This is a genomic window from Mesorhizobium sp. P2_A8 (assembly GCF_056404935.1).
In genome coordinates this window covers 174,148-198,893 of sequence record NZ_JBFUDB010000013.1, presented here as the reverse complement: position 1 = coordinate 198,893, position 24,746 = coordinate 174,148, and the positions used below count along the sequence as shown (strand labels likewise).

General features: G+C 59.1%; 19 protein-coding genes and 1 pseudogene. 4 read left to right on the top strand and 16 right to left on the bottom strand.

Features of this window, described 5'->3' with window-relative positions:
• Positions 1–416: aminotransferase class III-fold pyridoxal phosphate-dependent enzyme (locus AC1D10_RS32880; RefSeq protein ID WP_477279061.1), on the top strand; the 416-nt coding region annotated here is incomplete at its 5' end.
• 363 nt (positions 417–779) lie between these two features.
• Here the strand turns inward: AC1D10_RS32880 and AC1D10_RS32875 are convergent.
• The 9 genes from AC1D10_RS32875 to AC1D10_RS32835 all read right to left on the bottom strand — a co-directional run bounded on the left by AC1D10_RS32875 (position 780) and on the right by AC1D10_RS32835 (position 11,541).
• Positions 780–2,879 carry a prolyl oligopeptidase family serine peptidase gene (locus AC1D10_RS32875; protein ID WP_477279059.1) on the bottom strand — a complete coding sequence of 700 codons (2,100 nt, stop codon included), beginning with the start codon at positions 2,877–2,879 and terminating at the stop codon, positions 780–782.
• A gap of 254 nt (positions 2,880–3,133) precedes the next feature.
• Positions 3,134–4,135, bottom strand: coding sequence for an ABC transporter ATP-binding protein (locus tag AC1D10_RS32870; protein ID WP_477279057.1), 1,002 nt, complete (start codon positions 4,133–4,135; stop codon positions 3,134–3,136).
• Positions 4,128–5,135 carry an ABC transporter ATP-binding protein gene (locus tag AC1D10_RS32865; protein WP_477279055.1) on the bottom strand — a complete coding sequence of 336 codons (1,008 nt, stop codon included), beginning with the start codon at positions 5,133–5,135 and terminating at the stop codon, positions 4,128–4,130. Before AC1D10_RS32865 ends, AC1D10_RS32870 begins: the two co-directional genes overlap by 8 nt.
• Positions 5,132–6,064 (bottom strand): ABC transporter permease, encoded by a 933-nt coding sequence (locus tag AC1D10_RS32860; RefSeq protein ID WP_477279053.1) that lies wholly within the window; start codon positions 6,062–6,064, stop codon positions 5,132–5,134. Before AC1D10_RS32860 ends, AC1D10_RS32865 begins: the two co-directional genes overlap by 4 nt.
• Positions 6,064–7,059 (bottom strand): ABC transporter permease, encoded by a 996-nt coding sequence (locus tag AC1D10_RS32855; protein WP_477279051.1) that lies wholly within the window; start codon positions 7,057–7,059, stop codon positions 6,064–6,066. The genes AC1D10_RS32860 and AC1D10_RS32855 overlap by 1 nt, the downstream gene beginning before the upstream one ends.
• A gap of 1 nt (position 7,060) precedes the next feature.
• The gene (locus AC1D10_RS32850; RefSeq protein WP_477279049.1) at positions 7,061–8,734 is read right to left on the bottom strand and encodes a peptide ABC transporter substrate-binding protein; all 1,674 of its coding nucleotides are present in this window, start codon (positions 8,732–8,734) and stop codon (positions 7,061–7,063) included.
• A gap of 428 nt (positions 8,735–9,162) precedes the next feature.
• The gene (locus AC1D10_RS32845; protein WP_477279047.1) at positions 9,163–9,966 is read right to left on the bottom strand and encodes an N-acyl homoserine lactonase family protein; all 804 of its coding nucleotides are present in this window, start codon (positions 9,964–9,966) and stop codon (positions 9,163–9,165) included.
• The gene (locus tag AC1D10_RS32840; protein WP_477279045.1) at positions 9,963–10,085 is read right to left on the bottom strand and encodes a hypothetical protein; all 123 of its coding nucleotides are present in this window, start codon (positions 10,083–10,085) and stop codon (positions 9,963–9,965) included. Before AC1D10_RS32840 ends, AC1D10_RS32845 begins: the two co-directional genes overlap by 4 nt.
• A 37-nt stretch (positions 10,086–10,122) precedes the next feature.
• A complete protein-coding gene (locus AC1D10_RS32835) occupies positions 10,123–11,541 on the bottom strand; it encodes an aminotransferase (RefSeq protein WP_477279043.1) in 1,419 nt (472 codons plus the stop codon).
• Positions 11,542–11,702: 161 nt separating this feature from the next.
• On the opposite strand from AC1D10_RS32835, the gene AC1D10_RS32830 reads away from it, so the two are divergent.
• The 3 genes from AC1D10_RS32830 (at position 11,703) to AC1D10_RS32820 (ending at position 14,434) form a co-directional block, all read left to right on the top strand.
• Positions 11,703–12,521 (top strand): transketolase, encoded by an 819-nt coding sequence (locus tag AC1D10_RS32830; protein ID WP_477279041.1) that lies wholly within the window; start codon positions 11,703–11,705, stop codon positions 12,519–12,521.
• Complete coding sequence (locus AC1D10_RS32825; RefSeq protein WP_477279039.1) at positions 12,518–13,495, top strand: transketolase family protein; 978 nt, start codon at positions 12,518–12,520, stop codon at positions 13,493–13,495. The genes AC1D10_RS32830 and AC1D10_RS32825 overlap by 4 nt, the downstream gene beginning before the upstream one ends.
• A gap of 255 nt (positions 13,496–13,750) precedes the next feature.
• Positions 13,751–14,434, top strand: coding sequence for a GntR family transcriptional regulator (locus AC1D10_RS32820; RefSeq protein WP_477279037.1), 684 nt, complete (start codon positions 13,751–13,753; stop codon positions 14,432–14,434).
• Between the two features lie 1,374 nt (positions 14,435–15,808).
• On the opposite strand, the gene AC1D10_RS32815 is transcribed toward AC1D10_RS32820, so the two are convergent.
• The 7 genes and pseudogenes from AC1D10_RS32815 to AC1D10_RS32785 form a co-directional block, all read right to left on the bottom strand.
• Positions 15,809–17,929 carry a prolyl oligopeptidase family serine peptidase gene (locus AC1D10_RS32815; protein ID WP_477279035.1) on the bottom strand — a complete coding sequence of 707 codons (2,121 nt, stop codon included), beginning with the start codon at positions 17,927–17,929 and terminating at the stop codon, positions 15,809–15,811.
• Between the two features lie 269 nt (positions 17,930–18,198).
• A pseudogene (locus AC1D10_RS32810) lies at positions 18,199–18,363 on the bottom strand (oligopeptide/dipeptide ABC transporter ATP-binding protein); the annotation flags it as partial.
• 123 nt (positions 18,364–18,486) lie between these two features.
• Entirely contained in the window at positions 18,487–19,188 is a 702-nt protein-coding gene (locus AC1D10_RS32805) for an aspartate/glutamate racemase family protein (RefSeq protein WP_477279033.1), read from the bottom strand.
• A gap of 73 nt (positions 19,189–19,261) precedes the next feature.
• Entirely contained in the window at positions 19,262–20,422 is a 1,161-nt protein-coding gene (locus AC1D10_RS32800; protein WP_477279031.1) for a M24 family metallopeptidase, read from the bottom strand.
• Positions 20,419–22,212, bottom strand: a complete 1,794-nt coding sequence (locus tag AC1D10_RS32795) for an ABC transporter permease subunit (protein ID WP_477279029.1) — start codon at positions 22,210–22,212, stop codon at positions 20,419–20,421. Before AC1D10_RS32795 ends, AC1D10_RS32800 begins: the two co-directional genes overlap by 4 nt.
• 20 nt (positions 22,213–22,232) lie before the next feature.
• Positions 22,233–23,333 carry an ABC transporter ATP-binding protein gene (locus tag AC1D10_RS32790; RefSeq protein ID WP_477279027.1) on the bottom strand — a complete coding sequence of 367 codons (1,101 nt, stop codon included), beginning with the start codon at positions 23,331–23,333 and terminating at the stop codon, positions 22,233–22,235.
• A gap of 71 nt (positions 23,334–23,404) precedes the next feature.
• Complete coding sequence (locus AC1D10_RS32785) at positions 23,405–24,505, bottom strand: ABC transporter substrate-binding protein (protein ID WP_477279025.1); 1,101 nt, start codon at positions 24,503–24,505, stop codon at positions 23,405–23,407.
• Positions 24,506–24,746: the final 241 nt, after the last annotated feature.

The following is a 24,746-nucleotide window of genomic DNA, read 5'->3' as shown; positions in this document are numbered from 1 at the left end:
GCCATGGCTGGACCTATTCGGCGCATCCGATCTGCGTTGCAGCAGGCGTTGCCAATCTCGAACTGATCGACGAGATGGACCTGGTGGCAAATGCCCGCGAGACCGGCGCCTATTTCCGCGCCGAGCTGGCCAAGGCCGTCGGCGGTCACAGGAATGTCGGCGATGTGCGCGGCGACGGCATGCTGGCGGCGGTCGAGTTCGTCGCCGACAGGGACGACCGGGTGTTCTTCGACGCCTCGCAGAAGATCGGACCGCAGGTGGCGACGGCGCTTGCAGCGAGCGGCGTCATCGGCCGCGCCATGCCACAGGGCGACATTCTCGGCTTCGCCCCGCCGCTCTGCCTGACCCGCGAGGAAGCCGACATCGTCGTGGCCAAGACCGCGGATGCGGTGAAGAGCGTGTTTGGCAATCTCTGACATGAACAGTGGACACCATGACCATAATCATGGCAGCTTGGTCGAGCAGGACGCGAAACGCTTGCCGCCGACCTCAGCGGCAGCGGTGCGCAGCCAATTCCATCGCCACATACAGCTGAGATGCTCGGGGCGAAGGCCACAACGATTTTTCGAAAGCTGATGATTGGCCGCAAGGCCCCACCAGATGAGATCCAAAAGATGCAGCCGATTCAACGCATCTATTTTGTTTAATTCCCGCTATCGAGATAGCTCCCTACGACTCACGTTCTCAACTATCGAGTAGTTTGAAGTCTTTGCCAACTGAGCCGCTATGTACATATTTCCCCTTGTAAGCCTAGTCGGCTAGGATCTACGACTGATTCCCTAGTCGCTTGGGTGTCGGAGCTGGTCGAGAACCCAGGCCATTCGAAATGCGGAATCCTCGGCTCTGCCAGGCCCATGTGAAGGGCCGCTGTGACCCCCCACCATGCGTGTCCGGAAGACAAGCTCAGGATCTCGGTCGCTCGCGACGGACCGACGCTGCGCCACGTAGCGGGCGGGCTGGTAGTAGAGCACCTGACCATCATGCAGCGCCGCGTCAACGTATGTTGGCGGAAGTGGCCGATCAGCGTTGAGGTTGTAGTACGGGTCGTAGCTGCGTAGGTACCTATAATCGTGGGCGATGTGGGGATCGCCGTATTCAGCCGTTTCCTGCAGCGCGTACGGCATGGTGAAGTCAAGCTCGGTATCTAGGATGTCGGCGACCGGGACCTGGGCGAGTACGGCGCGGAATAAATCGGGCCGCAAGGCCGCGGCGGCGAGCACGGTACCACCGCCGCCGCTCTGTCCCTCAATGATAATGCCATCGCGGGTGGCGAAGCCCCGCTGAACGAGCCCTTCCGCAGCAGCGATCAAATCTGTGTAGGTAAGGCGCTTTCGATCACGAGTAGCCGCCTCGTGCCATGGGCGACCGAACTCGCCGCCCCCTCGTACGTGCACGATGCCGAAAGCGACACCTCGGTCGAGCAGGCTCAACCGCGCGGTCATGAATGAGGGCCACGCGAAGAACGAGGGCCATCTCGATACTCCGTAGCAGCCGTACACGTTCAATAACACCGGCCCGAGGCTCGTTCGATCGCGCCGCGCGACCAACGAGATTGGGACCTGCACCCCGTCTTCCGCCTCCACCATGAAGACCGTCGCCACATATTGAGCCGCGTCATACCCGGGAATGCGGGCCTGGCACAGGACTGCCGAGCGGTCGTCGGCGAGATCATGCTCGAGGAAGGTGTCGGGCGTCACAAATGAGCTAACCGAGTAGGTCAATGTCGAGCTTCGGACCGGATGCCGTGCGACCGAGTAGTGACCACTGGCCGACACGCCCACCCCTACTGTGCAACTCGGTTCATCCAGAACGATTGTCGTCTCGATCCGCCCGCTTTCGTCGCGCGAGACCAGGCGAGGACGGAGGCCGACTCGCTCCAGGAGAACTAGGTGGTGTTCGAGCAAGTGGACCTCCTCGAGCATCACACCGTTCCGATGCGGTATGACCTCTTCCCAGCGCGAGGGTGACGGGTCGTCAATCGACGCACGCACGAGCCGCCAATACGGTCCGGTGTCATCGACGAGGAACAGGAACTTGTCTTGCCAGTGCTCGGCAACGACCTGATGGCCAAATTCACGCGTCAATAAACGACGCCACGCAACGCCCGGTTGGTCGGCGGGAAGGCACCACACCTCCACGGCGCCTCGATGAACGCCCTTTACATCCAGAAACAGCCAGGCGCCGCTATCAGAGCGCCTTATCCCCAGGTTCAGTCGCTCGTCCGCCTCCTCGAACACCACCTCAGTGTTCGCAGCTGCGACGTCCAGGCGGATAAGCTCATGAGATTGTCGCCGCAGGTCAGATCGCTCCCGCGTGAAAAACAGGGTATGACCATCCGCGGCCCAAGCTACCATCACAGCCTGCCTCGAGCCCCGCCAGACTTCTCGGCCGGTCTCCATGTCCCGCACCCTAAGCTCGTAGTTCTCGTCACCGATGACATCGAAGCTGAAGGCCACGTAACGCCCGTCGTCACTCGGCTCGAAAACACCGAGCCGGTAGAAGACCTCGGCTCCTGCAAGCGCGTTGGGATCGAATACAAGCTCGGCCGGGTCTCCGGCTACCGGCCGCCGCCACCACTTCGGATGTGGAAGGCCCGGCTCGGGTCTTTGGAAATACTCGAAAGGTCCAACTTGCAACGCTGGCGGGGCGCCCTCGCGAGGCTGGCGCCCCTCGATCTCGGTGATGAGCTCGACCTTGAGATCTGCCAGGTGAGCTGTCGCTTGCTCCGCGTAGCTGTTCTCCGCTTCCAGATACGCGCGGACATCGGGATTCTCCCTGTCGCGGAGGAAGCCATACCAATCCGTCGTGACGTCGTCATGAAGCACCCTGATCCTAGGCTCGGCACGGGGAAGCGGCGGTTGCAGGCGCTGCTCTCCCATTATATTGCCATCAGAGAGGCCACAAGATCGGCGAGGTACGTCATGGGCCAAGGGGCGCAATGAGAACCGCAGATAGCATCACCATCGTAATGCGCCGCACGAGGAAGCCGGTAGCACGCGGTAGCACTCACCGATTGGTCAAATTGATGCATCAATGTTCCTCCAACGGATAACGAGAAAAGCCGTTGAGACAAATATCTTTCGGCAGCGCCGCGTTCGGCGCGCGGCATCACGGCCGTGCAAACAGTCGACTTTCACTTCGCCAACCAGCATGCAGACATGTGCTGCGGCCCGACTTCGATGGCCGGCGGCTCCTCTTGCTTACAGCGATCGAAGGCCAGCGGGCAGCGAGGATGGAAACGACAGCCTTTCGGCACTCGAGCGGCGCTTGGGACCTCGCCCTGCAGGGCCGGCAGCTCGGTGCGACCTGCGTTGCCGCCAATCTGCGGGGTCGCGTTGCGCAACGCGACGGTATAGGGGTGGCGGGGGTTGAATGTGATGTCGTCGGCGCTGCCGATCTCGACCAATTTCCCAAGGTACAAGACCGCAATCCTGTCGGCGATCAACCACGCGAGCGGCAAGTCGTGGGTGATGAACAGCAGCGCCATATTGTGCTTGTCGCGCAGATCAACCAGGACCTGAAGAATCTGTGCGCGTATCGAGACATCGAGCATCGAGACAGGTTCGTCAGCAACGATAAGCTCCGGCCTAACGGCAAGTGCTCCGGCAATCACGACCCGCTGGCGCTGCCCCCCAGAAAGCTCGTGCGGGAAGCGAGCGAGAAAGTCCCCGGGAGGATTGAGCCCCGCGGCCGCAAGGGCTTCGCCCACCCTCGCGGTAAGTTGGGTGTTATTTTCAACGAGCCGCAGTGACCGCAATGGCTCTGCCACAATATCGAACACGGTGTGTCGCGGGTTGAGAGCCTGATACGCGTCCTGGAATATCATCTGCACGCGATGTCGGTAAGGACGCAGGGCCGAGGCGCCTTGAACCGACGTCATGTCGCGGCCTTCGAACAACATTCTGCCGCCAGTCGGCTGGGCGAGCTTGGTGATGACGCGGCCGACCGTCGTCTTGCCACTTCCAGATTCCCCGACCAGGGCGACGATCTCACCGCGTCCGATGTTGAGGTCGATGCCGTCAACTGCGCGTACGGTGCCGCCAGGTCGGCCGAGGACACGGTCGAACAGCCCACCCTCGACAGGAAAATGGACCTGCAGGCTCTCAAGGCGCAGGATTTCGGCGGTGTCAGGCATGGACTGCAACCTTGTCTTCTTGCGAGGTCCGGTGAAGGTGACAGGCGACGCGTCCCCGGCCGACCTTGTCGAGGCTGGGGACTTCGGTCGCACAAACGCCCATGGCCGACGGGCAACGTGGATGGAAGGCGCAGCCTGAGGGTCGATTCACCAGGTTGGGCGGATCACCCGGTATTGGCCGGATCATCTTTTTGCCGTTCGCCGGGTTCGGGATCGAGTCGATCAGCAGTCTGGTGTACGGGTGCTTAGGTTGGGCGAAGATCTCAGCAACTGTTCCGTCCTCAACGATGCGGCCCGAATACATGATCATCACGCGATCACAGGACTCAGCCACCACGGAAAGATCATGGGTGATCAAGATCAAGGCAAGATTGAGCTGCGATCGCAACTCCCCGAGCAGTTTGAGGATCTGAGCCTGGGTAATGACGTCCAGCGCCGTGGTCGGCTCATCGCCAATCACGATCGAGGGGCGACATGCCAGCGCCATGGCAATCATCACCCTTTGACGCATACCGCCCGACAACTCGTGAGGATAGGCGGCGCCGCGATCCGCCGGAATGCCGACGAGCTCGAGCAGTTCTCGTGCACGCGCAGTCGCCTCGCCTCGCGACATGCCGAGCTTCAGCATACACGGCTCGGCGATCTGCTTGATGATGCGGTGTACGGGGTTGAGCGCATTCATCGCGCCCTGGAAGACAACGGACGTTTCGCTCCAGCGATGTGGCCGCATCGCCGCATCGTCATCTATCGGCAGTCGCTCTCCGCGATAGCGTACCTCGCCCTCGCTGACCCGCGCGTTGGGTGATAGCAGGCCAGCAATCGCCATTGCGGTCGTGGTCTTCCCGCTGCCCGATTCTCCGACGAGGCCAACGGCCTCTCCGGCCCTGAGCGAGAAGCTCACGCGGTCGATCGCACGCGATGAAACGCCCTTGAGCCCATAGTCAACAGAGAGGCCTTTGACGACGAGAAGCGGAGGCTTTTCCTGGGAGGAGTTTGTCATGGAATAACCCTCCGCCTTGGATTGAATGTGTCGTCGAGGGCATTGCCGATCAGGACGAAGCTCAGGGAAACCGAAAGCACGCACACCCCCGGGGCGCCGAGGTACCACCAGGCTCCAGCACTTGCCGCGCCGGCGCGCTGAGCCTGCGAAAGCAAAGTACCCCATGAAGGCTGCAAGGGATCGCCAAGCCCGAGAAACGACAGCGACGTCTCGACATAGATTGCGCCGGCGACCACGAGAGCGCCGTTGGCCGCGATTTGCGGCACGAGATTGGGTAGGATGTGCCGCAACATGATGCTGAGATTACCGCTGCCCGCAACGCGTGCGCGATCAATGAATGTTCGCTCCTTAAGCGACAATGTCTGACTGCGAACGACGCGGGCAACGAAGGCCCAACTTGTCATGCCGATAACGACAAGGATCACAAAGAGAGAAGGCCGGAAACCGAGGATTTCTCTGCCCCGCCCCATAACCTCGAGAACCACGGGGGTGATGACCAGTGCCAGCACGAAGGACGGCATAACAAAAAAGAAGTCCGTCAGACGCATCAGCCAGACGTCAACGCTGCCACCATAGTAGCCAGCCGTCATACCAATCGTAGTCCCGACGACGAGGCTGATTACAGTCGCCAGCAGCGCGATCGTGAGCGAGATCCGGGCACCATGGACGACCAGATTGAGCACGTCTCGCCCCACCTCGTCCGTCCCCAGCAGATGCTCGCCTGATGGAGGTACGAGGAAATCGCCGGTTGCATTGATCGCAGTCTGGAGCGGCCCTGCAAGGATATTTGGGACGGCTGCCACCACAACAAAGAAAACCAGACATACGAGGCCCACCTGAGCGCCGCCGTAGCTGAGAAATTGACGCAGAAAGTTTTTTATCGCTCGCGCCCGGCCTCGGGGGGAATATTGAACAATACTTTCGCTCATTACCGAACTCTTGGGTCGAGGAGGCCGTAGGCAAGATCTGCTACGAGGTTCGCGACAACGATCGACGCACCAAGCAACAGGAATATGCCTTGAAGGACAGGATAGTCCCGTGCGTTAAGCGCCTCCACCGTCAGCCCGCCGATGCCGGGCCAGGCGAATACGGCCTCGACGGTGATAGCACCAGCGACCACGTAGCCAAGATTAAGGGCAATCAGGGTTACGACCGGCAGCATTGCATTGCGAAATGCGTGGCGCATCAGCATCTGTCCGCCAGTCAGCCCTTTGGCCCGCGCGGTTACCATGTAGTCTTCGGTGACGACGTCACTCATTGCGGCACGTGCGACCACGACGTATTGGCCGATTAGCCCAAGCGCTACCGCGGTGACTGGAAGCGCGAGATGGCGCAAGTAATCGAGCAACCAATCTAGGGAACCGCTGACAGCGCCAGGCGAATGTGCACCATAGCCCGGAAACCAACCCAATGCCGTGCTGAAGATCACCACCAGGAGCATGCCCAGCCAGAACGCGGGCGTAGAATAGAGCGCCAGGGAAGCTCCCGTGGCGATATGGTCGACAGCTCCTCCTCTGCGCCAACCCGCATATAGCCCAAGCATGACACCGCACAGGATGGCGATGAATTGGGCTAGGCCGACGAGGGCAATGGTGGCCGGCAAGCGCTCCAAGATCACGTCAGCGACATGCCTGCCCCTGAACTTGAAGCTGTAGCCAAAATCGCCATGGAGAGTCGCCGACAGGTAGTCGACCACCTGGTCCGGGAACAGCGGCCGATCAAGGCCCCAGTTCTGGCGCTGCGCCTCCATCTGCTCGGCTGTCACGCTAGTGCGTGCCCCGCCGAGCAGAAGCCGGGCGGGGTCGCCCGGAATGACCCTGAAAAGGACGAAGTTCAGGACTGCTACCATCAGAAGCGTCACGACCGCCCTGAGGAAGATGCTAGCAACGCGCCGGCTCGCCCCTCGCTGCCCACTGGCAACCATCTTAGACCGGCCTCAAGTGATCGAACGGAAAGTAGCTCCACTGCGACATGATGTCGTGCGTTCCCCAACCTTCGAAGCAATCCTTCCGACGGGCTTCCAGCACGAAGGGGTAACAGAGAAGGATATAGGGCGCGTCGGTGTAAATGAGGCGCGACGCCTGATCGACAAGCTCCTGCGTCTTCTTGAGATCAGCGGTGACGTCGACCTCCGATAGGAGCGCATCGAACTTTTCATTCTTCCAGTAGGAAATGTTGCCTGACCCAATGAGCTTGGCGTTGCCCAGCCTGAGCACACTGTGAGCCGACGGCGACGCCCAATCCGCAACAACGGCCAGATCCCAGCGTCCGCCGCTGTTCGTTGGGGCTGCCGTGCGGGCCCCGAGCGCGCCGGAGTCGAGCTGGGTCACCGATACGGGAATGCCGATTTGTCCCAACCAGCCTGCGACGAGCTGCACGGCGGCGATCGGTATCTCGAGAGTACCGGAAACGGTTCCGGTTATCAGCTCGAGCTGGAAGCTGTTTCCTTCCTTGTCCTCCCGGACGCCGTCGCCGTTCGTGTCCCTGTACCCTGCGGCATCAAGCCGCCGGCCGGCTTCAGCGAGATCGAAGTGGCGCTTGATGTCGCTCATCTCTGAATAGTAATCTGGCGCCACCGGCATGGCCAGTCCAATGCCGGGATCGGCGTGCCCGCGGAAGGCGCGATCGACAATGGTCTTCTGGTCGATCGCGTAGCCGATCGCATCGCGAAACGCCGGATCCTGCAGCGCCTTTGTGCTGCCCGCTCCGTTTCCGGAGAGAGTGTTGAAGGCTAGAAAGTTTCGCTGCTCAACGCGCGATTCTCCGACTACGATGTCGGGACCCTTCGAGAGGTCGGCCCACTGGGCGGCCGTCAGGCTGACGCCATAGTCAAGGCTGCCACTCTTTAGACCTTGAGCGATGGGATCGGCTGTATCGAAGATGTGGAGGATCAATCCAGCCAGTCCCGGTTGCCCCGTACGAAAGTACGAGTTCGGTGTTAACCGAGCAAACTGGCCCTGCTGGAACTCTGCAACGATCATCGGACCCGTGCCCACCAGCGGCGGCTTGTTTTGAAAGGTGCCGCGCGCATCTGCGTAGGAGACATCCTTCCAGATGTGCTCAGGGACCATCATTATATAATTGTCGATTGGCCAGCGGGTTGGAGCCTTAGTCACAATATGCAAAGTCTCGTCATCGACCGCCTTGATGGATTCGACGTTTTCCAAACCGCTCGTATTATTCCAGCCAACGTTCAGTTCGTCGGGCTTGCCTATGGAACCGCGCAAATAGTTATAGGTAAACGCCGCGTCCCTGGCCGTAGCAGGTTGGCCATCCGACCACTTCATGCCGGGCCAGATCTTGAAGGTCCAAGTGAGATTGTCGTCAGCAACTGACCACTCCTTGGCAAATCCCTTCCGATCGGGATGGCGCTGGGCGTCCACGCCGACCAGAAAGTCATATGTGAAGACCGTCGGCCAGAACGAACTCCAAGTGGCAAATGGGTTCATGGTGTCGGGCGCTGAGACTGCGCCGATCCGCACGATGTGATCGCCGCACGACGAGGCGGCAAACGCCGTTGAACGAATAATCCAAGACGCGGCTGAGCCAGCTAGCATTGCCTTCATGACGGCGCGGCGATTAAGAGTCCACCTATCCATTCTATCCTCCTGCTTTGATGAAACGCGAATGGCACAATTTCCTGCCTACTGCGGCGCAGTGCTTTCCAATGTCTTCATCGGGAGACACACACCCAGGTTCCGACGGCGCACGGCCGGCTTTGCATTCCGGAGCCTCCATCCCAATGACACGACAATATAAGCTTATAGCTTATAAGATATAAGAAGCAAGCTATTTTAATGATGCCTCACGCGACGGGTCGCCGGCGTGGTGATCAGCCCTTCATTAACCGCGACCATGCTGTTTTTTCGACCTTTCCTTCGAGACGGAGCAAGTCGGCGGCATCAGTCATGAACCGGAATCTTGTCTTCTAGCGAGGGCCGGTGAAGGTGGCACGATCGCCAGATCGGAATATCGATGCGTAGTGGCACAAACGGTCATTGATGCAGGAGCCTGCACCAAAGCCCAGCTATGCAAACCAAGCCTGGGGTGCCATCGGTACGGATGTCTCGAAGTCGAGTTCGTGAGTGGCGACGAGTCTTGCGTCCACTGTCTGCTCGATCGTCTCGACGGTATCCCATGTTGACATGAATGCATCCGGGCTCCAGGCAACCGCCGGGACGGAGCGCGTCCTCATCTTGGAAACCAGATAGGTGGCGTCGCCCAGTAGGAACACTGGTTGCGAGCGAAGCCTCACCAGCAGCGACTGGTGGCCTCTGGTGTGCCCCGGTGTCGGGATAATCCGCAGCAGCCCATCACCGAAGATATCGCACTCGCCGTCGAGTTCGATCCATTGAATAGGGTGATTGAAGTCCTTCTCGACAAAGATCCCCCGCTGATAGCGTGGCGGGTGCCTGGCGAAGGCAAGTTCCTCGCGCTGAACATAGACCTTCGCGCGCGTCAGCCATTCCAGACCGCCCGCGTGGTCGAAGTGCAGATGCGACTGGACGACATGGGAGATGTCGGAGGGTGCCAAGCTGAGAGTTGCCAGCCTCGGCACCAGCCAATCATGTTCGGTCATCACCACCTGGAAAGCGTCGGCTGCGGCACCCAGTCGGGAATGCGGGTCGGTGCGCAGATCGGGATGCGGACCACTGTCGAACAGAACGTTGCCGTCTGGGTGGGTGACCACGTAAATGAAATACGGGTTGAATACCTTGGTGCCAACGCGCGTGTCGAACGGGTCGAAGATCGCCCAGTCGGTCATGTCACCGCCGCAATAGAGCGGATAGACCCTCATCTCGCCAACATCCTTGTAAGCGAAACCGCTCATGATTGGCTCACTTGCGATTTGAGCAGGGTCAGGGACTCGCCGTGGCTCTCGACCACGGCGTGGTGGCCGTCATAGCTCTTCTCGACCTTGTCGAATTCGACGTAGCGATCAGACGGCATGCGGGGAATCTCCCTTTTTTGGGGGGCGGTGAACTGGCTAGCCACCGTGTCGGCAAGCGCCTGATCGGCCAGCGGCCTCATCCCAGTGGTCGGCCCGCGGATGCGCCGCCGCGGTCTCATCAAGCGCTGCGCGGATGCCGTCCACCAGGGCGTCTATCTCATTGGGGGTAATGACGTAGGGCGGGCAAATCGCGAGCACGTCCCCCATGTTGCGGATCATGACACCGTGCTCGCGGCACCGCCGCTCGACATCGGCCCCAACTCGCAGCTCCGGCGCGAAGGCGCGACGGGTGGCGCGATCCTCGACGATCTGAATCCCCGCGATAAAGCCGCGGCCGCGAACCTCGCCGACCAGCGTATGACCGTCGAGCGCGTCGGCGAGCGCTCCATGCAGGTGGTCACCGAGACGACGCGCCTGGCTCACGAGATCGATCTCGCGGTAGATCTTGATCGCCTCGGCGGCGACGGCCGCTGTTACCGGATGACCGGAATAGGTGAAACCGTGGCCGAACACGCCGACCTTGTGGGCCTCGTCGGCGACGCATTGGTAGACCTTGTCGGAGACGATTACGCCGCCAATGGGCAGGTGACCGGATGAAAGCCCCTTGGCGATCGAGAGCATGTCCGGTTCCATGCCAAATGTCTGGCTACCGAACCAGTTCCCGGTGCGTCCGAAGCCGCAGACCACCTCGTCGGACAGCATGAGGACGTCGTATTTGCGCAGTACTGCTTGGATCTTTGGAAAATAGTCCTCCGGTGGCACCAGCACGCCGCCGGCACCCATGACCGGCTCGGCGATCATCGCGGCGATGGTCTCAGGCCCCTCCGCGAGAATCAGGGTTTCAAGTTCTTGGGCCAAGCGCGTGGCGTAGTCACGCTCCGCCTCGGCCGGCCGACCATCAAGGTAGTGGAACGGTCGCGCCGCGAATATGATGGGAAGCGGCGGCAGATTGAAGGACTTATGCATGTGCGGCAGGCCACTCAGCGCCGCGCCCATGATCGTACTGCCGTGGAAGGCGCCAAACCTGCTGATGATCTTGCGTTTCTCGGGACGCCCCCGCGCGGCTTGGTAGTACCAGGCGAGTTTGACCATCGTGTCATTGGCTTCCGAACCGGAGCCGACCAAAAAAACGCGCGCATCGTCGAATGGCGCCAACGCGGCAAGCTGTTCGACGAGTTCGACGCTAGGCTCGTTCGAACGGTGGTTGAAGGTGTGGTAGACGGCCAGTTTGCGCATCTGGCGGTCAGCCGCGTCAGCCAACCGACTGTCGCTGAAGCCAAGCGAGGCACACCAAAGTCCGCCCATCCCCTCGATATAGCGGTTGCCGGCATCATCGATGACGGTCGCGCCCTCGCCGGCCACGATCGTCAGCGGACCATGATCCTCATGCAGACGCGGATCGGTCTGGGAATGAAAGTGCCTGGCCATGTCCAGCACCCGCAATTCGTTCTTCATCAAATTCTCCTTCGCGACCAGATGGGCCAGTTGCGTGAGCGATAAATATCTTATATCTTATAAGTTGTCGAGCAAAATGATCCTGAGAGTCGCGCTTAATGCCCAACCCACACCCCCCTTCAAACATCGCCTTACAACCGAACGCGGAGCAGATCGCCCTATTGCGAGACAGAGCAGAGTTCGTACGGCTCGAGACGCTGCGCCTTATCCAGATCGCCAAGGTTGGCCACTATTCGTCGGTGTTTTCCTGCGCGGAGATATTCGCCGCGCTCTACTACGATGCGATGCGGCTCAAGCGCGGCGACCCGCGATGGCCAGACCGCGACCGCTTCCTAATGGGCAAGGGACACGCAGCAGTCGGCCTCTACCCGCTGCTCGTCGACTGGGGGTTTTTCTCCAAGGATGTCCTCGATGGCTACACCCGTTTGGGTAACCCCCTCGGTGATCATCCCGACATGCGTAAGGTCCCCGGCGTCGACTTCAGCTCCGGCTCGATCGGCCATGCCCTCTCGGGCGGTCTCGGTATGGTGCTTGGCGGCCGCGCGGCCAACCGGCAATTCACCGTCTATGTCCTGCTCGGCGACGGCGAGATGCAAGAGGGCCAGGTTTGGGAAGCGGCGCTGTCAGCGGCCCATCATAAGGCCGGCAACCTGATCGCCATCGTCGACCGCAACGGATACCAGCTCGACGGACAGGTCGACGACATCATCGGTATAGAGCCGTTGGCGGACAAATGGGCGGCGTTCGGCTGGCAGGTGCACGAGGTCGACGGGCACGACGTCGTCGCGCTCGCGACGCTGATGCGAGGGTTGAAGGCCGAGACATCACGCACCCAGCCCGTTTGCGTCATCGCCAAAACCTCCAAAGGCAAGGGCGTTGGCTACATGGAAACCGAACCCGGCTGGCATCTGGGCTATCTGGCGCCATCGGACGAGGCCTTGGCCGCCGCAGAGATCAAGCGTGGAGGCAAAACACAATGAACGGCCCGATCGATCCCAACTCCTGGCAGTACCGCCAGATCAACGCGCGCGCGCCTGGCCTGAGCTACCTGGCCGACGCGCTCATCGAACTGGTCGAAGAGGGCCATCCGGTCCTGGTGGGCACGGCCGACCTGCAATATTCGAACGGCCTGGCGCGGTTCGCGCGGCGCTTTCCCGAACGCTTCACGCAGTTTGGCATTTCAGAACAGAACATGGTTTCGGCTGCCGCCGGCATGGCCAGCACAGGCGCCATGCCATTCGTCGCCACGTTCGCCTCCTTCCTGGCGCTGCTGTGCTGCGAGCAGATCAGGACCGACGTCGCCTATTCGGCCCTGCCCGTGCGGCTTATTGGTCATCATGCCGGCATTTCACTCGGCTTCTACGGCACTTCCCATCATGCGACGGAAGATCTCGCCATCATGCGAAGCATCGCCGACCTCACTGTGATCGCGCCAGCCGACGGTCCGCAATTGGCGGCCGCCGTCAAGGCGTCCGTCAACCATGCCCAGCCTATCTACTTTCGCATCGGCCGCGGCCAGGAACCGGTGGTCTATGAAGACGGCGTCAACTTCCAGTTCGGCAAGGCGATCGTTCATGGCGAAGGATCCGACCTCACCATCATCGCCTGTGGTTCGATGGTGCATCCCTCGAGGGAGGCCTACCGCACGCTGCGCGGGGCTGGCAAGTCCGTCGGGCTGATCGACATGCATACGATCAAGCCGCTGGATACAAAGGCTGTGCTGGCGGCGGCGGCTCACTCCCGCTTCATTCTAACGATCGAGGAACACAATATCCTGGGCGGTCTGGGCGGCGCCGTGGCGGAAATCCTGGCTGAGGCAGGCAGCCCGGCGCGGCTGATACGCCATGGCATCCGTGACGAATACAGCCTGATCGCGCCGCCGACGCATCTTTACAAGCACTACCGGCTGGACGCGGCGGGAATCGAAGCCATCGTCCTCGAAGCGCTCGGCTGAGCCGACGGACCATCACCGCGAAGCACGGATTCTTAGATGGTCAATCAGGACAACACCGTCACTCATCGAGCGCACAAGCGCGGCGATGCCCGGCGGACCGCTCAGCCCGTGCTGCAGGCTCGACGCGCCGCATGTCTTCGCCCGCACCAAGGCGCGCTTAAGCGCATGTTGCAACAGGACTTATAGGATATAAGAACTTCTCGTGCTTTTGTCCGTTGCCGATTCGGCGCGGCCAATAAATTGTGGCGGTGATTGATGAACACAATGCAGCCAGTCGAACAAGGTAGCCTGTCGGCGAGAACCTACATTTCGCTGCGCGAGGCCCTAATCGCGGGCAATTTCCGGCCAGGCGACAGGCTGCTGATGCAGGATCTGGCGCAACGGCTGGGCACCAGCGTCACGCCTGTGCGAGAGGCCTGTTTCAGGCTCGTCAGCGAGCAGGCACTGGAACTGCGGTCGGGGCGTTTCGTCACGGTTCCCGAGCTGACCCGGTCGCGCTACTGGCAAGTCCGGCTCATTCGTATCGCGCTCGAGGGACTAGCGGCCGAACTTGCCGTCGAGCATGTTTCGGACTCGGATATCGAAAGGCTTGTCGAGATCCATCGTGATTTCGTGGTCGGCGAAACATCCGGCGATGCCGAACGGGCTCGCCGAGCCAATCGCGAATTCCACTTCGGCGTCTACCGCCTATCCAAGATGGACATGCTGATCGGGCAGATCGAAAGCCTGTGGGTATCGATGGGGCCGATCCTCAACGTGTATTATCAGCAGGCCGAGAACGACTACATCGGCGCCGAGGAGCATGAGACGCTGATCAAAGCCTTCCGTGCCCGCAACAGGAAAGCGGCGCGTAAGGCGATCGAACGCGATATCGTGCGCGGCGGCATGAACCTGCTGCGGTATTTCGATGAGCAGGACGCGATCGCCAAGCAGTCGTGATCGAAGGCCGAGGTTCTCTTCCCGACCCTGTCACTGTGCTGGCTCAAGCGGCTCGTAACCGGGTATAGCCTGTTAATCCAGATCCAGATACCCGCTCCAACTCGGAGAACTCGTGAGCGGCGGATCTGGTAAGTCAACCTCGCTCGACGCTTGAGGGACGCGCCACAGTGTCACGTTTGGTCGCATGGCCATATCGCCGCCACCGGAAAGCAACGCTTATTCTGTAGCTGCTGATGGGATGGATGTGAAGGCGTGTGGTTTCTGCGAGGTCACGGCAATGATGTGTGGGAAATGCACGTCGAACATCCCCGTGGTTTCCGGCCGGTTCCAGTGTGCCGTCCAGAATTATGTGTATCTGTCTGAAATTATGCCGGCCTTGAAAGATCGTGTGCGGTATGTGCGTGTCCAGTCAAACGGTGTCGAGTTGCATCGTGACCGACACGTGTCATGCTAGGCGGGCGGACGCTGGTGTCGCTCGAATCCCTTCTTAGTGGCGACAGTGAAAGAGTAAAAGCGCAGAGCTGGACCTTGGTCGATAGGGTTGCTCCGGTTTACCAATCCGTGTTGGGTTGACCAATCCGTTGTCGACGGTTAGCGGGTTGACCAACGAGGGCGCCATTGTGGCGTGCGGAATTAACTGTCGTTGTCCGGAATTAATCCGGACTTCGGAGAGGCCGGGCCCATCGCGAAAACGATCAATCACCTATGTGTCGAGCCGCCGCCGCGGACGGGAATCTGCGGGCTTCAGCGTCCGCCGAGTGTGAGCGGTAGTCGTTCGTTGAGGGTTACCAAACCTGTCGCTGGTGGGTTACGAATGCGCCTAATGAATGGTCGCAATTGTCTCAATGAATCAGCGCCTTAGCGCCAGTTCGAAATTAATTGTCGTTGGGGCACAATGGTAACCTTGTGATCGAAGGGCATTGGTAACCTATTCGAGCGAAAGCAGTGGGATATGAGCCACTTAGCAGTACAGCTGACGACAAATAATTCTGGACGCCGACGACAGATAATTCTGGACGGCACACCATTCTACGCAAATTATGCGACTTTCTAAGCACAAATCATGAACACAAGAAGTGAAATAGCTCTGGGCTTTCAGATCGCCAGCGGGCACCAGATTGCCTGGACCGAAAAGCGCCAAAGGCCGCATAGGGACGTCGAGCATTTTCGACCAAAGTCGCTCTATTGGTGGCTAGCTTATGACTTCGACAACTATCTTTTCCCATGCCAGATCTACAAGAAGGACTTCTTCCCCGCTGTGGGTCCAGTGCGATCTCCTCTGTTCCCCAGCAGCACCACACGGAGGGCCGTGCGCCGGCATAATGAACCGACGACAAGCTCCGCGTCTGGCAACAGCCTAGCGGCGCACCCCTCTCAGCAGCTCCGGTGTCGGAGCTGGTCGATAACCCAGGCCATACGAAATGCTGCTTCCTCCGCTACTCCACGCCCATGTGAAACGCCGCTGTGGCCGCCCACTGTACGCGTGCGGAAGACAAGCTCGGGGTCGCGATCGGCCGCGCAGGACCGACGCTGCGCCACGTAGCGAGCGGGCTGATAAAAGAGCACCTGGGGATCATCGAGTGCAGTGTCGATGTACGTCGGCGGAAGCGGGCGTTCGGCACTGAGGTTGTAATACGGATCGTAGCTGCGCAGGTACCGATACTCGTGGACGATGTGGGGATCTCCGTACTCCACCGTTTCAACTAGCGCAGACGGCATTGTGAAGTCCAGCTCGGTATCCAGGATGTCGGCGAGCGGAACCTGGGCGAGCACGGCCCGGAACAAGTCGGGCCGCGAAGCGGCCGTGGCAAGCACGGTACCCCCGCCAGCGCTCGATCCCTCAATTATGATGCCATCATGGGTGGCGTACCCCCGCTCTATGAGCCCCTCGGCAGCGGCGATCAGATCCGTGTGGGTAACACGCTTTCGATCGCGGGTAGCCGCCTCATACCAGGGGCGTCCGAACTCGCCGCCCCCTCGGACGTGCACGATGCCGAAAGCAACTCCGCGATCGAGCAGGCTCAACCGCGCGGTCATAAACGAGGGCCACGCAAAGAACGAGGGCCATCTCGATATTCCGTAACAGCCGTACACATTCAATAACACCGGCCCAGGGCTCGCTCGATCGCGGCGCGCGACCACCGAGATCGGGATTTGCACCCCGTCTTCCGCCTCCGCCATGACGACGGTCGCCGCGTACTGAGCTGCGTCATACCCCGGGACGCGGGCCTGATATAGGAATGCCGATCGCTGGTTGGCGAGATCATGCTGAACGACGGTGTCTGGTGTAACAAACGAACTGACCGAGTAGGTCAACTTCGAGCTTCGGAACGGATGCCGTGCGACCGAATAGTGACCACCTGCCGACAGGCCGACCCTCAGGGCGCAACTGGGCTCGTCAGGAACGATCGTAGCGTCAACCCGCCCGCTGCCGTTCCGCGAGACCAGGCGAGGACAAAGGCCGTCTCGCTCCAGGAGAACCATATGCTGTTCGAGCACGTGGACCTCCTCCAGCGTCACACCCGCTCGATGCGGAACGACCTGCTCCCAAGACGACGGTGAGGGATCATCTATCGGCGCACTCACGAGCCGCAAGTACGGTCCAGTGTCGTCTACCCGAAACAGGAACCTGTCACCCAAATGCTCGGCATAGATCTTATGCCCGAATTCACGCGACACGATCCGGCGCCACCTGCCCCGCGGTTCGTCGCTAGGAAGACACCACACCTCTGCAGCGCCGCGCTGCACGGGAGGGCACTCGTCCGAGGTCGCAACTACGTCGAGAAACAACCAGGCGCCGCTATCTGAGCGCCGAACCAGCACCCCCAGTCGCTCGTTGGCCTCCTCGAACACCACCTCGTAGTGTCCGACCTCGACGTCCAGGCGAACAATCTGATCGTGATGCCGCCGGTCAGTCCGCTCCCGTGTGAAAAAGAGCGTTTGATTGTCAGCGGCCCAGACAACCCGCCCGGGGCTACCCGAGCCGCACCTAACGTCACGGCCGTTGGCCATATCCCTCACTGTCAACGCGTAGCGCTCGTTGCCGATGAGATCAAAGCTAAACGCCACGTAACGCCCGTCGTCGCTCGGCTCGAAAACACCGAGCCTATAGAAGACCTCGGCCCCTGCAAGCGCGTTGGGATCGAAAACAATCTCGGCCGGTTCCCCGGCTACAGGCCGCCGCCACCACTTCGGATGTGGAAGGCCCGGCTCGGGTCTTTGGAAATACTCGAAAGGTCCAACTTGCAACGCTGGCTGAACGCCCTCGCTACTCTGGCGCCCTTCGATCTCGGTGATGAGCTCCGCCTTGAGATCTGTCAGGTGAGCTGTCGCTTGCTCCGCGTAGCTATTCTCGGCCTCCAGGTACGCGCGGACATCGGGATTCTTCCGGTCGCGGAGCCAGCCATACCAATCCACCGTGACGTCGTCATGAAGCACCCTGATCCGTGGCTCTGCACGGGGAAGTGGCGGTTGCAGGCGATTGTCTCCCATCATACTGCCCTCAGATAGGCCAAAAAATTAGTGAGGTACGCCATGTGCCTAGGGGCGCGATCGGAAACGCAAATAGATTCACCCTCGTAATGCCCCGCGCGAGATGGCCAGCAGCAAGTGGCAGCACTAACCGGATGGTAAAGGTGGTACATCAATGTTCCTCCAGGGGATAACGTGAAAACCGAGGCACGGCGAATGAGATTTCCACTATCTTTCGGTCGAATCGCGTTCGGCGCCTGGCAAAGCAGCCGTCGCAGCAAGACCGTGGGGCTTCACTGCGCGAGCCAGCATGCAGACGTGTGCTGCGGCCCGACTTCGATGGCCGGCGGCTCCTCTTGCTTACAGCGATCGAAGGCCAGCGGGCAGCGAGGATGGAAACGACAGCCTTTCGGCACTTGAGCGGCGCTTGGGACCTCGCCCTGTAGGGCCGGCAGACCGGCGCGATCTGCGCTAGTACCACTCTGCGCGTAGCGTTATGATCATAGCCCCGCACTCCGCACGAGCTTGAGCGGACTATCGAGGGCAGAGGCGTCGCCATTGACCGTAGTAGCCGAGCACTCTCAGCCGATTGATCCCATCATCATTTTGCAGAGATCAACGACGTCGTAGATCGGCAGCTTTGTTGTACGACGCATCGTTTGAGTTACGGTTGGAAAGCCTGTGCATTCAAAGAGGATCGCAGCAATTTCTGGATGCTCGGCGCGGAGCCGTGCGATGCATCCGGCGACGTCGGCCTCGATATCGGCAACGTCGGTAGGCATCGGCGGGCGCCTCATCTCGTTCTGCAACAACTTTCCTCCTTCGACCCCGCCGATGACTAACTTTGACCGTTGCACCGGATCGTCAACGCCAAGCAACTCGATGCCGCAGACCCTTGAGTCGGCGGTTAGGATGGCCAACTTAGAAGACGACGACAATTGACGGAGCAAGGCTGGCACCAGGAGCAGGCTTGACGTCGCGACAGGAACGTTCACCGAATTGGCCACAGCAGTTTGATGGCGGATCGAAAAACCACAGTCCGAGGTTATTGCGACAGCGCCTCTTTCAACAAGGCGCTGGGCAGCTTTGATATAGGCCGGCTCAAGTGCCGGATTGCCACGAACAACATCAGCTGCCCAAGCTCCACGAATCGTTTCCTTGATTATCGGGAAGTCATAGGTTGCTGGATTCAGCATCGAGCCGGATACAACTGGAGGCGGGCTACCATCTGGCCCAACCCATTCGATGCACATAATTCCGAGAGAACGCTGGCGCGCTGCCATAATCACTTCTTTCTATCGAGAGTGAATGAGCGCCTCAAGGCGTCACCGCTGGACGTAGGTTGTTGCCAGAAGATCATGCGCGAAACAGAGTATGCGGTGTGCTGCTCATGATATCGGCGCCGCGATCCGTGACAAGAATTTGCTCGCTGGTCCCGACCATGTACCCGCTTTCGCTGTACAAAATCACTAGAACGTGCAGGGTCATTCCGGGTTTGAGAATATCCGACGCTTCGGGCTCGAGACTCAGCGCGCCACGGTCCGACCAATTGATCCCGGTTTGATAGCCAGTGCGGTTTCGAAGGACCCTAGGACGTCCGTCGCGGTCGATCACCTTTCGCGCCGCCGCGTTCACCTCTCCCGCTGTTACACCGGGCTTGATGGCAGCAATTGCTGCTTCAAGCACCTCCTCCGCCAAACAGTGGAGCGATTCGGTCCCGGCGTTGTGGCCAAGGACGGCACTACGAAACACCCCCGCCACATACCCCTTTCTGATCCCGCCGACTTCAACCGTCGCAGGCTCATCGTTTCGGATCGCATGACGCCGCGGCTCTCCGTGCGGCAATTTCGTCCGCTCTCCAAAGTTCAACGAGTTGAGCAAAACTCCCTCACCGCCGCATCTTTCCACCTCATCACGGATGGCGGCAGCGACTTCGGTTTCGGTTATGCCCTCCTTCAATGAATTCTGAAACGTGACGATTGCACGATCCGTCATGGTCATAGAATCACGCATCGCCTCAAGTTCCAGCTCGCTTTTCACGGCCGAAATCGACGGGACAATTCGAGTCGCGTCGGCAATCCTGATACCTGGAAGCTGCGCTTCAATGGCGCTCAAATCGGCTGGCGCGAGACCCCAGCAGCCAAGCTCAAATCCGATCGCTTTGTTTTGCAATCCATACCGGCTTAACACCTCTCCACATACCTTGGCGAAGTCTGACTGATGGGTATACGGGACGATTTCGTCGATGCAGCTGTATGCATGGACTGACTGCTCGTCGTACTCGCGAACCACAAATGTCGGTGTCCGTCCCGGCACAAGTATCAGAGGAAACGGCCTGAAATACCCACCCTTCCCGTCATATCCGGTAAGATATTGGAGATGACTGTGGGCGGTGATCAACAGCGCGTCGAGTTCGGCTCTCTCAACCGCCTCAAGCACTTCTGTTTGCCGACGATCATATTCCGACTTGGGAAATGGAATACCAGAAGCCAGGACTGTTGTGGGCGTTGAAGTCATGCGTCACCAGGATTTGCGGCCATCGTTTGGTCCACCGAGCGCGCTCTCGGCTGTGCTCGCCACCACGCGAAATACAGAATAACCAACCAAAGAATTGGGAGGAGCATCAATAATGACGCCACTGCTGCGATAGTTGGATCAATCTGATTCCGAATGTTCTCCCACATCTTCAGCGGAAGCGTTCGGATCGCGAACCCGCTAACCAATGACGAGATCACTACCTCATCGAAGGAGTGTAGGAACGCAAAAAAGGCGCCACCGATAATTCCTGGCCTTATTAGTGGCAGTGTTACCCGCCAAAAGGTTTGCGCGGGCCCCGCGCGCATGCTCATCGCAGCCTGCTCTAGCCGTCTGTCAAAGTTTGCAAGTGTCGCCGATACGATCACTACAACGTAGCTAATGGCGCCAAGACTGTGCGCTAAGACAATGCCTGCCTTTGAACCGATCAGCCCAAAATCTGAGAGCCCAAGATAAGTTGCGATGCCGACCACGATAACTGGGATGGTAATCGGGGTGAGAATGACCATGTTGAGCAAACCGCGTGCACGCGGTTGTACGCGGCTGAGTCCATATGCTGCTATCGTCCCTACGAACGTCGCAAAGACCGCAACGAAAATGCCGATTTGGATGCTTATCAACGCGGCGCCGTTCCAAGAAGGGTCGCCGAAGAAATTTCTATACCACTGAAGAGACAGCCCTGATGGTGGAAATTCTAGGAAACTCCCAGCGCCGAACGACATAACTACAACGAGAATTTCTGGGAAAAGAAGGTAAGACAAGACAAGTATTACGAATACCCAGCCAGCGATCTTTGCGAGACGATTAGGACTTTCTGAACGATACAGTCCGGCTCTCCATTGGGAAGCTCGGCGTTGAGTGCCTATCCTGTCAAAGTATCGCTTCGGGCTATCGAATACGGGGAGTCGAACAAAATAGGACTTCCACCCTGGCTGGGCGCCTAAGCTCTGTGCGCCGGAAAGATCGAGTCCAACAAAGGATAGGACCACTGCGGCTACAGCCAGGAGGATAAATGAGGCAGTCGCAGCCGGAGCAAAGTTAAAGGATGTCGCCATCTGTGATGAAATAAAGTTTGACAACATTGCGTCACCCAAACCGCCAAGCGCGGCTGGAGTGATGTAAAAGCCCAGACAAATAACGAAGACTAGCAGACAGCCACTGCGAATGCCCGGCAGGGTCAGTGGCAGGAAAACACGGCGGAAGGCAGTTAACGGTGTTGCTCCCATGCTGCGCGCTGCTGCTACAAGTGACTTGTCAACACCGATCATGCTGCTGATCAGCGGGAGTATCATCATGGGTAGCATGATATGCACCATGCCGACGTAAACCGCGCCACGGTTATATATGAGCGGAAGTGGACTTGAGATAATGCCAAGGCTGAGGAACAGGTTGTTGATCAGACCGCGATCGCCGAGGATCGCTATCCATGCATAGGTGCGGACCAATCCGCTGGTTAGATAGGGGATGATTACGAGTGCAATCAGCGTCATGCGCAGTTGCTTTGAGCCGGCCACTATCAGATAGGCCATGGGGTAGCCGATCATGAGGCAGATAGCCGTAGCCACTACGCTTATCTCGACGGTTTGGAACAGCACGCGAACATAGGCTGGTCGGCCAAAAAAAGCCTGATAGTTGGCTAGCGAGAAAGCCGGCACATTGAGACTGGTGAGGAAGAGCTGAACGAGAGGTACGGAGAAGATGACCAGCAGGACAGCCAGAGCCGGCACGATCAGCCATATGGGATTTCGCCCAAACATTTGAATTGTTTTCATCAGCCCTGACTTCTCAGCACTTACAACGCGACGAAACGGACGTCGGACCGCAACCAGTCCAGCCGCACCTCGTCCCCGTGCTGAAAGACCTCCTGGTCCGCTGCTACATGTTCCCGAACAATGACCACGCTACGCGCGACCCGCACGTGGTACCTGCGCACCGGACCGGCAAAAATCATGTCATCGACGATACCAGTAACGAACTGGCGCCGGTCCGAGTCGGAGCGCTTCTTTGCCGAAGGGGCGGCAATGCATATACGTTCCGGTCGTATCATCGCTACACTCCCCCCACGCTGCAGGGCATCAATCTCCAGCTCCGGGATCTCAAGGATATTGGCTTCTCCGAGAAAGTTTGCGACGAAACGCGTCCGAGGTTTGTCGTAGAGAGTCTCCGGCGTGTCGATCTGCTCGATCTGACCGGCGCGCATGACGACGATGCGATCGGAAAGAGTCAGCGCCTCTTCTTGATCGTGGGTGACGCAGAGGGTGGTGATGCCAAACTCCTTGTGGAGACTCTTCATCTCGATCTGCATTTGCTCGCGTAGATTGCGATCGAGCGCGCCGAGCGGTTCGTCGAGCAGCAAAAAGGGCGGATCGGCTATCAACGCGCGGGCAAGGGCCACGCGCTGCTGTTGGCCCCCGCTCAGTTGGGAGGGCATGCGGCCGCCAAGATCCGCGAGATGCACGCGTTCCAGCATGCGCTCGACCCGTAAGGCCCTGTCGGCGGTCTTGATACCTCGCATTTCGAGCGGAAATTCAAGGTTCCTTCGCACTGTTAGGTGCGGAAACAGCGCGTAGCTCTGGAAGACGATCCCCTGATCGCGTCGATAGGACGGCACTGCGGCGACCGACCGCCCCCCAATCAGAACGTCGCCACTGGTTGGCGCCTCAAAGCCCGCGAGCAGCATCAACGCTGTGGTTTTGCCCGAACCGCTCGGGCCAAGAATAGTCAAGAACTCGCCGCGGCGAACCGTTAATGACATATCCCTGACTGCGGTGACCTTCCCATACAATTTGGTGACGTCGCGAAATTCGATCTGCGGCGGTGCAAGCAGATCGCTGTCCGGTCCGACGGTGGTCGGAGCGAACGCTAATGGCACACGCTGTTTATGAACCGACATTGTGGCTCCATACGGACAAAAAAGGGCGCAAGGCGGCAATAGGCCGCCTTGCGAGTATACCGTGCGTGGCGCTAAAGCGACCACTCCTTCCAGCGTTCTGCAAATCGCTGCTGATTAGTCAGGCCGTCCGTACCAACCTCACTATACCACTGTGCATTGCGGGGGATGCTATTGGCCTTATAGTCAGGGTGGCTCGCAAGCTTGCGAGCGATGTCTTCGGGAATGAGTTTAAACGCATTTAGATTGCTCGGACCGAGGGCAAAGAGTTGTGAGAATTTTGCCTGGTTCTTGGCCCGGGTAGCAAACTCAAGAAACTTCTGGGCATTCGCAGCATTCGGACTGCCTTTTGAAATCACCCAATAATCAAAAGTTAGCTTAGCTTGATTTCGATTGATCTCTACAGGCGCCCCCTGATCAATCAGCAACTGTGCCCGGCCATCGAACGAATGGGCAACATCTGCGGCCCCGTCGTGCAGTATCTGCTGAATCTCTGATCCTGCCGCCCACCACTTTCGCACATGAGGCTTTATCTTATCCAGGCTCGCGAAAACGCGGTCTATGTCGAGCGGGTACAGCTTATCAGCAGGAACGCCGTCAGCCAGCAACGCCTCCTCCCAAGGCCCTTCGCCGGAATCCCCCGACCGCATCACCCTCAGCCCAGGGAACTTCTCCGTGTCCCAGAACTCTGACCAGGAGGTCGGCCTTGGCTTATTCGACGGAAATGTCTTTGTATTGTATACCATATTGAACGAATAAACTGAGGAGGCAACCGCATACGGGTGCTTAAATGCGGCCGAGATACCGTCAAGTTCGTCCTTCTTATAGATTGAATAATCAATTTTTTCGACGAGATCTTTGCGAGCTGCGGCGCCAATGTCGCCTATGCCGATAACAACAACGTCGACAGTCACATTTTTTGTTTGCGCCATTAGCTCCATCTGGGCGAGCAGAATATCGTCGGTGATTGTCTGAACCTTGATGCCGGTTTCGGCCTCGAACGGCTTTACATAGGCCTCGATATTGGCTTTTCCCCAATCGCCGCCGCCCACCATCACCCGCACCTCGCCCGGCGATTGCGCCGAAGCCCGACCAGATACGGAAGACAACGCTCCGAACGCCAGAGCGGAAGAGGTCGATTGCATGAAACGTCTGCGGTTTATCCGAAAGCTCATTTGATATTCTCCCCTGTGTTCCCGTTGACCGTGTTTGGCTGGGATTCTTGCATGAAACGATCGGCCTATCTTCGTGAGACCACCTCGGGCTTTCTGCCAGGTAAGTGACGCCGATCGTCAATGACCTAATCCGCCGTGAAATCTAGCCGTTCATTTCTGAAAATGCAATAGGACAATTTAGGGTTTCGCATAGCTACATCACTTTGCAAGTGCGACCAATGAGCGAGGCAGCCCGCCTGGA

Excerpts from the sequence above, each read along its gene's own strand:
- AC1D10_RS32800 (WP_477279031.1), bottom strand. The coding sequence starts at position 20,422 with ATGACTTCAACGCCCACAACAGTCCTGGCTTCTGGTATTCCATTTCCC.
- AC1D10_RS32790 (WP_477279027.1), bottom strand. The coding sequence starts at position 23,333 with ATGTCGGTTCATAAACAGCGTGTGCCATTAGCGTTCGCTCCGACCACC.
- AC1D10_RS32850 (WP_477279049.1), bottom strand. The coding sequence starts at position 8,734 with ATGGATAGGTGGACTCTTAATCGCCGCGCCGTCATGAAGGCAATGCTA.
- AC1D10_RS32865 (WP_477279055.1), bottom strand. The coding sequence starts at position 5,135 with ATGACAAACTCCTCCCAGGAAAAGCCTCCGCTTCTCGTCGTCAAAGGC.
- AC1D10_RS32785 (WP_477279025.1), bottom strand. The coding sequence starts at position 24,505 with ATGAGCTTTCGGATAAACCGCAGACGTTTCATGCAATCGACCTCTTCC.
- AC1D10_RS32870 (WP_477279057.1), bottom strand. The coding sequence starts at position 4,135 with ATGCCTGACACCGCCGAAATCCTGCGCCTTGAGAGCCTGCAGGTCCAT.
- AC1D10_RS32840 (WP_477279045.1), bottom strand. The coding sequence starts at position 10,085 with ATGCCGTCTGATCGCTACGTCGAATTCGACAAGGTCGAGAAGAGCTAT.
- AC1D10_RS32795 (WP_477279029.1), bottom strand. The coding sequence starts at position 22,212 with ATGAAAACAATTCAAATGTTTGGGCGAAATCCCATATGGCTGATCGTG.
- AC1D10_RS32815 (WP_477279035.1), bottom strand. The coding sequence starts at position 17,929 with ATGATGGGAGACAATCGCCTGCAACCGCCACTTCCCCGTGCAGAGCCA.
- AC1D10_RS32820 (WP_477279037.1), top strand. The coding sequence starts at position 13,751 with ATGAACACAATGCAGCCAGTCGAACAAGGTAGCCTGTCGGCGAGAACC.
- AC1D10_RS32835 (WP_477279043.1), bottom strand. The coding sequence starts at position 11,541 with ATGAAGAACGAATTGCGGGTGCTGGACATGGCCAGGCACTTTCATTCC.
- AC1D10_RS32855 (WP_477279051.1), bottom strand. The coding sequence starts at position 7,059 with ATGGTTGCCAGTGGGCAGCGAGGGGCGAGCCGGCGCGTTGCTAGCATC.
- AC1D10_RS32805 (WP_477279033.1), bottom strand. The coding sequence starts at position 19,188 with ATGGCAGCGCGCCAGCGTTCTCTCGGAATTATGTGCATCGAATGGGTT.
- AC1D10_RS32875 (WP_477279059.1), bottom strand. The coding sequence starts at position 2,879 with ATGGGAGAGCAGCGCCTGCAACCGCCGCTTCCCCGTGCCGAGCCTAGG.
- AC1D10_RS32860 (WP_477279053.1), bottom strand. The coding sequence starts at position 6,064 with ATGAGCGAAAGTATTGTTCAATATTCCCCCCGAGGCCGGGCGCGAGCG.
- AC1D10_RS32845 (WP_477279047.1), bottom strand. The coding sequence starts at position 9,966 with ATGAGCGGTTTCGCTTACAAGGATGTTGGCGAGATGAGGGTCTATCCG.
- AC1D10_RS32825 (WP_477279039.1), top strand. The coding sequence starts at position 12,518 with ATGAACGGCCCGATCGATCCCAACTCCTGGCAGTACCGCCAGATCAAC.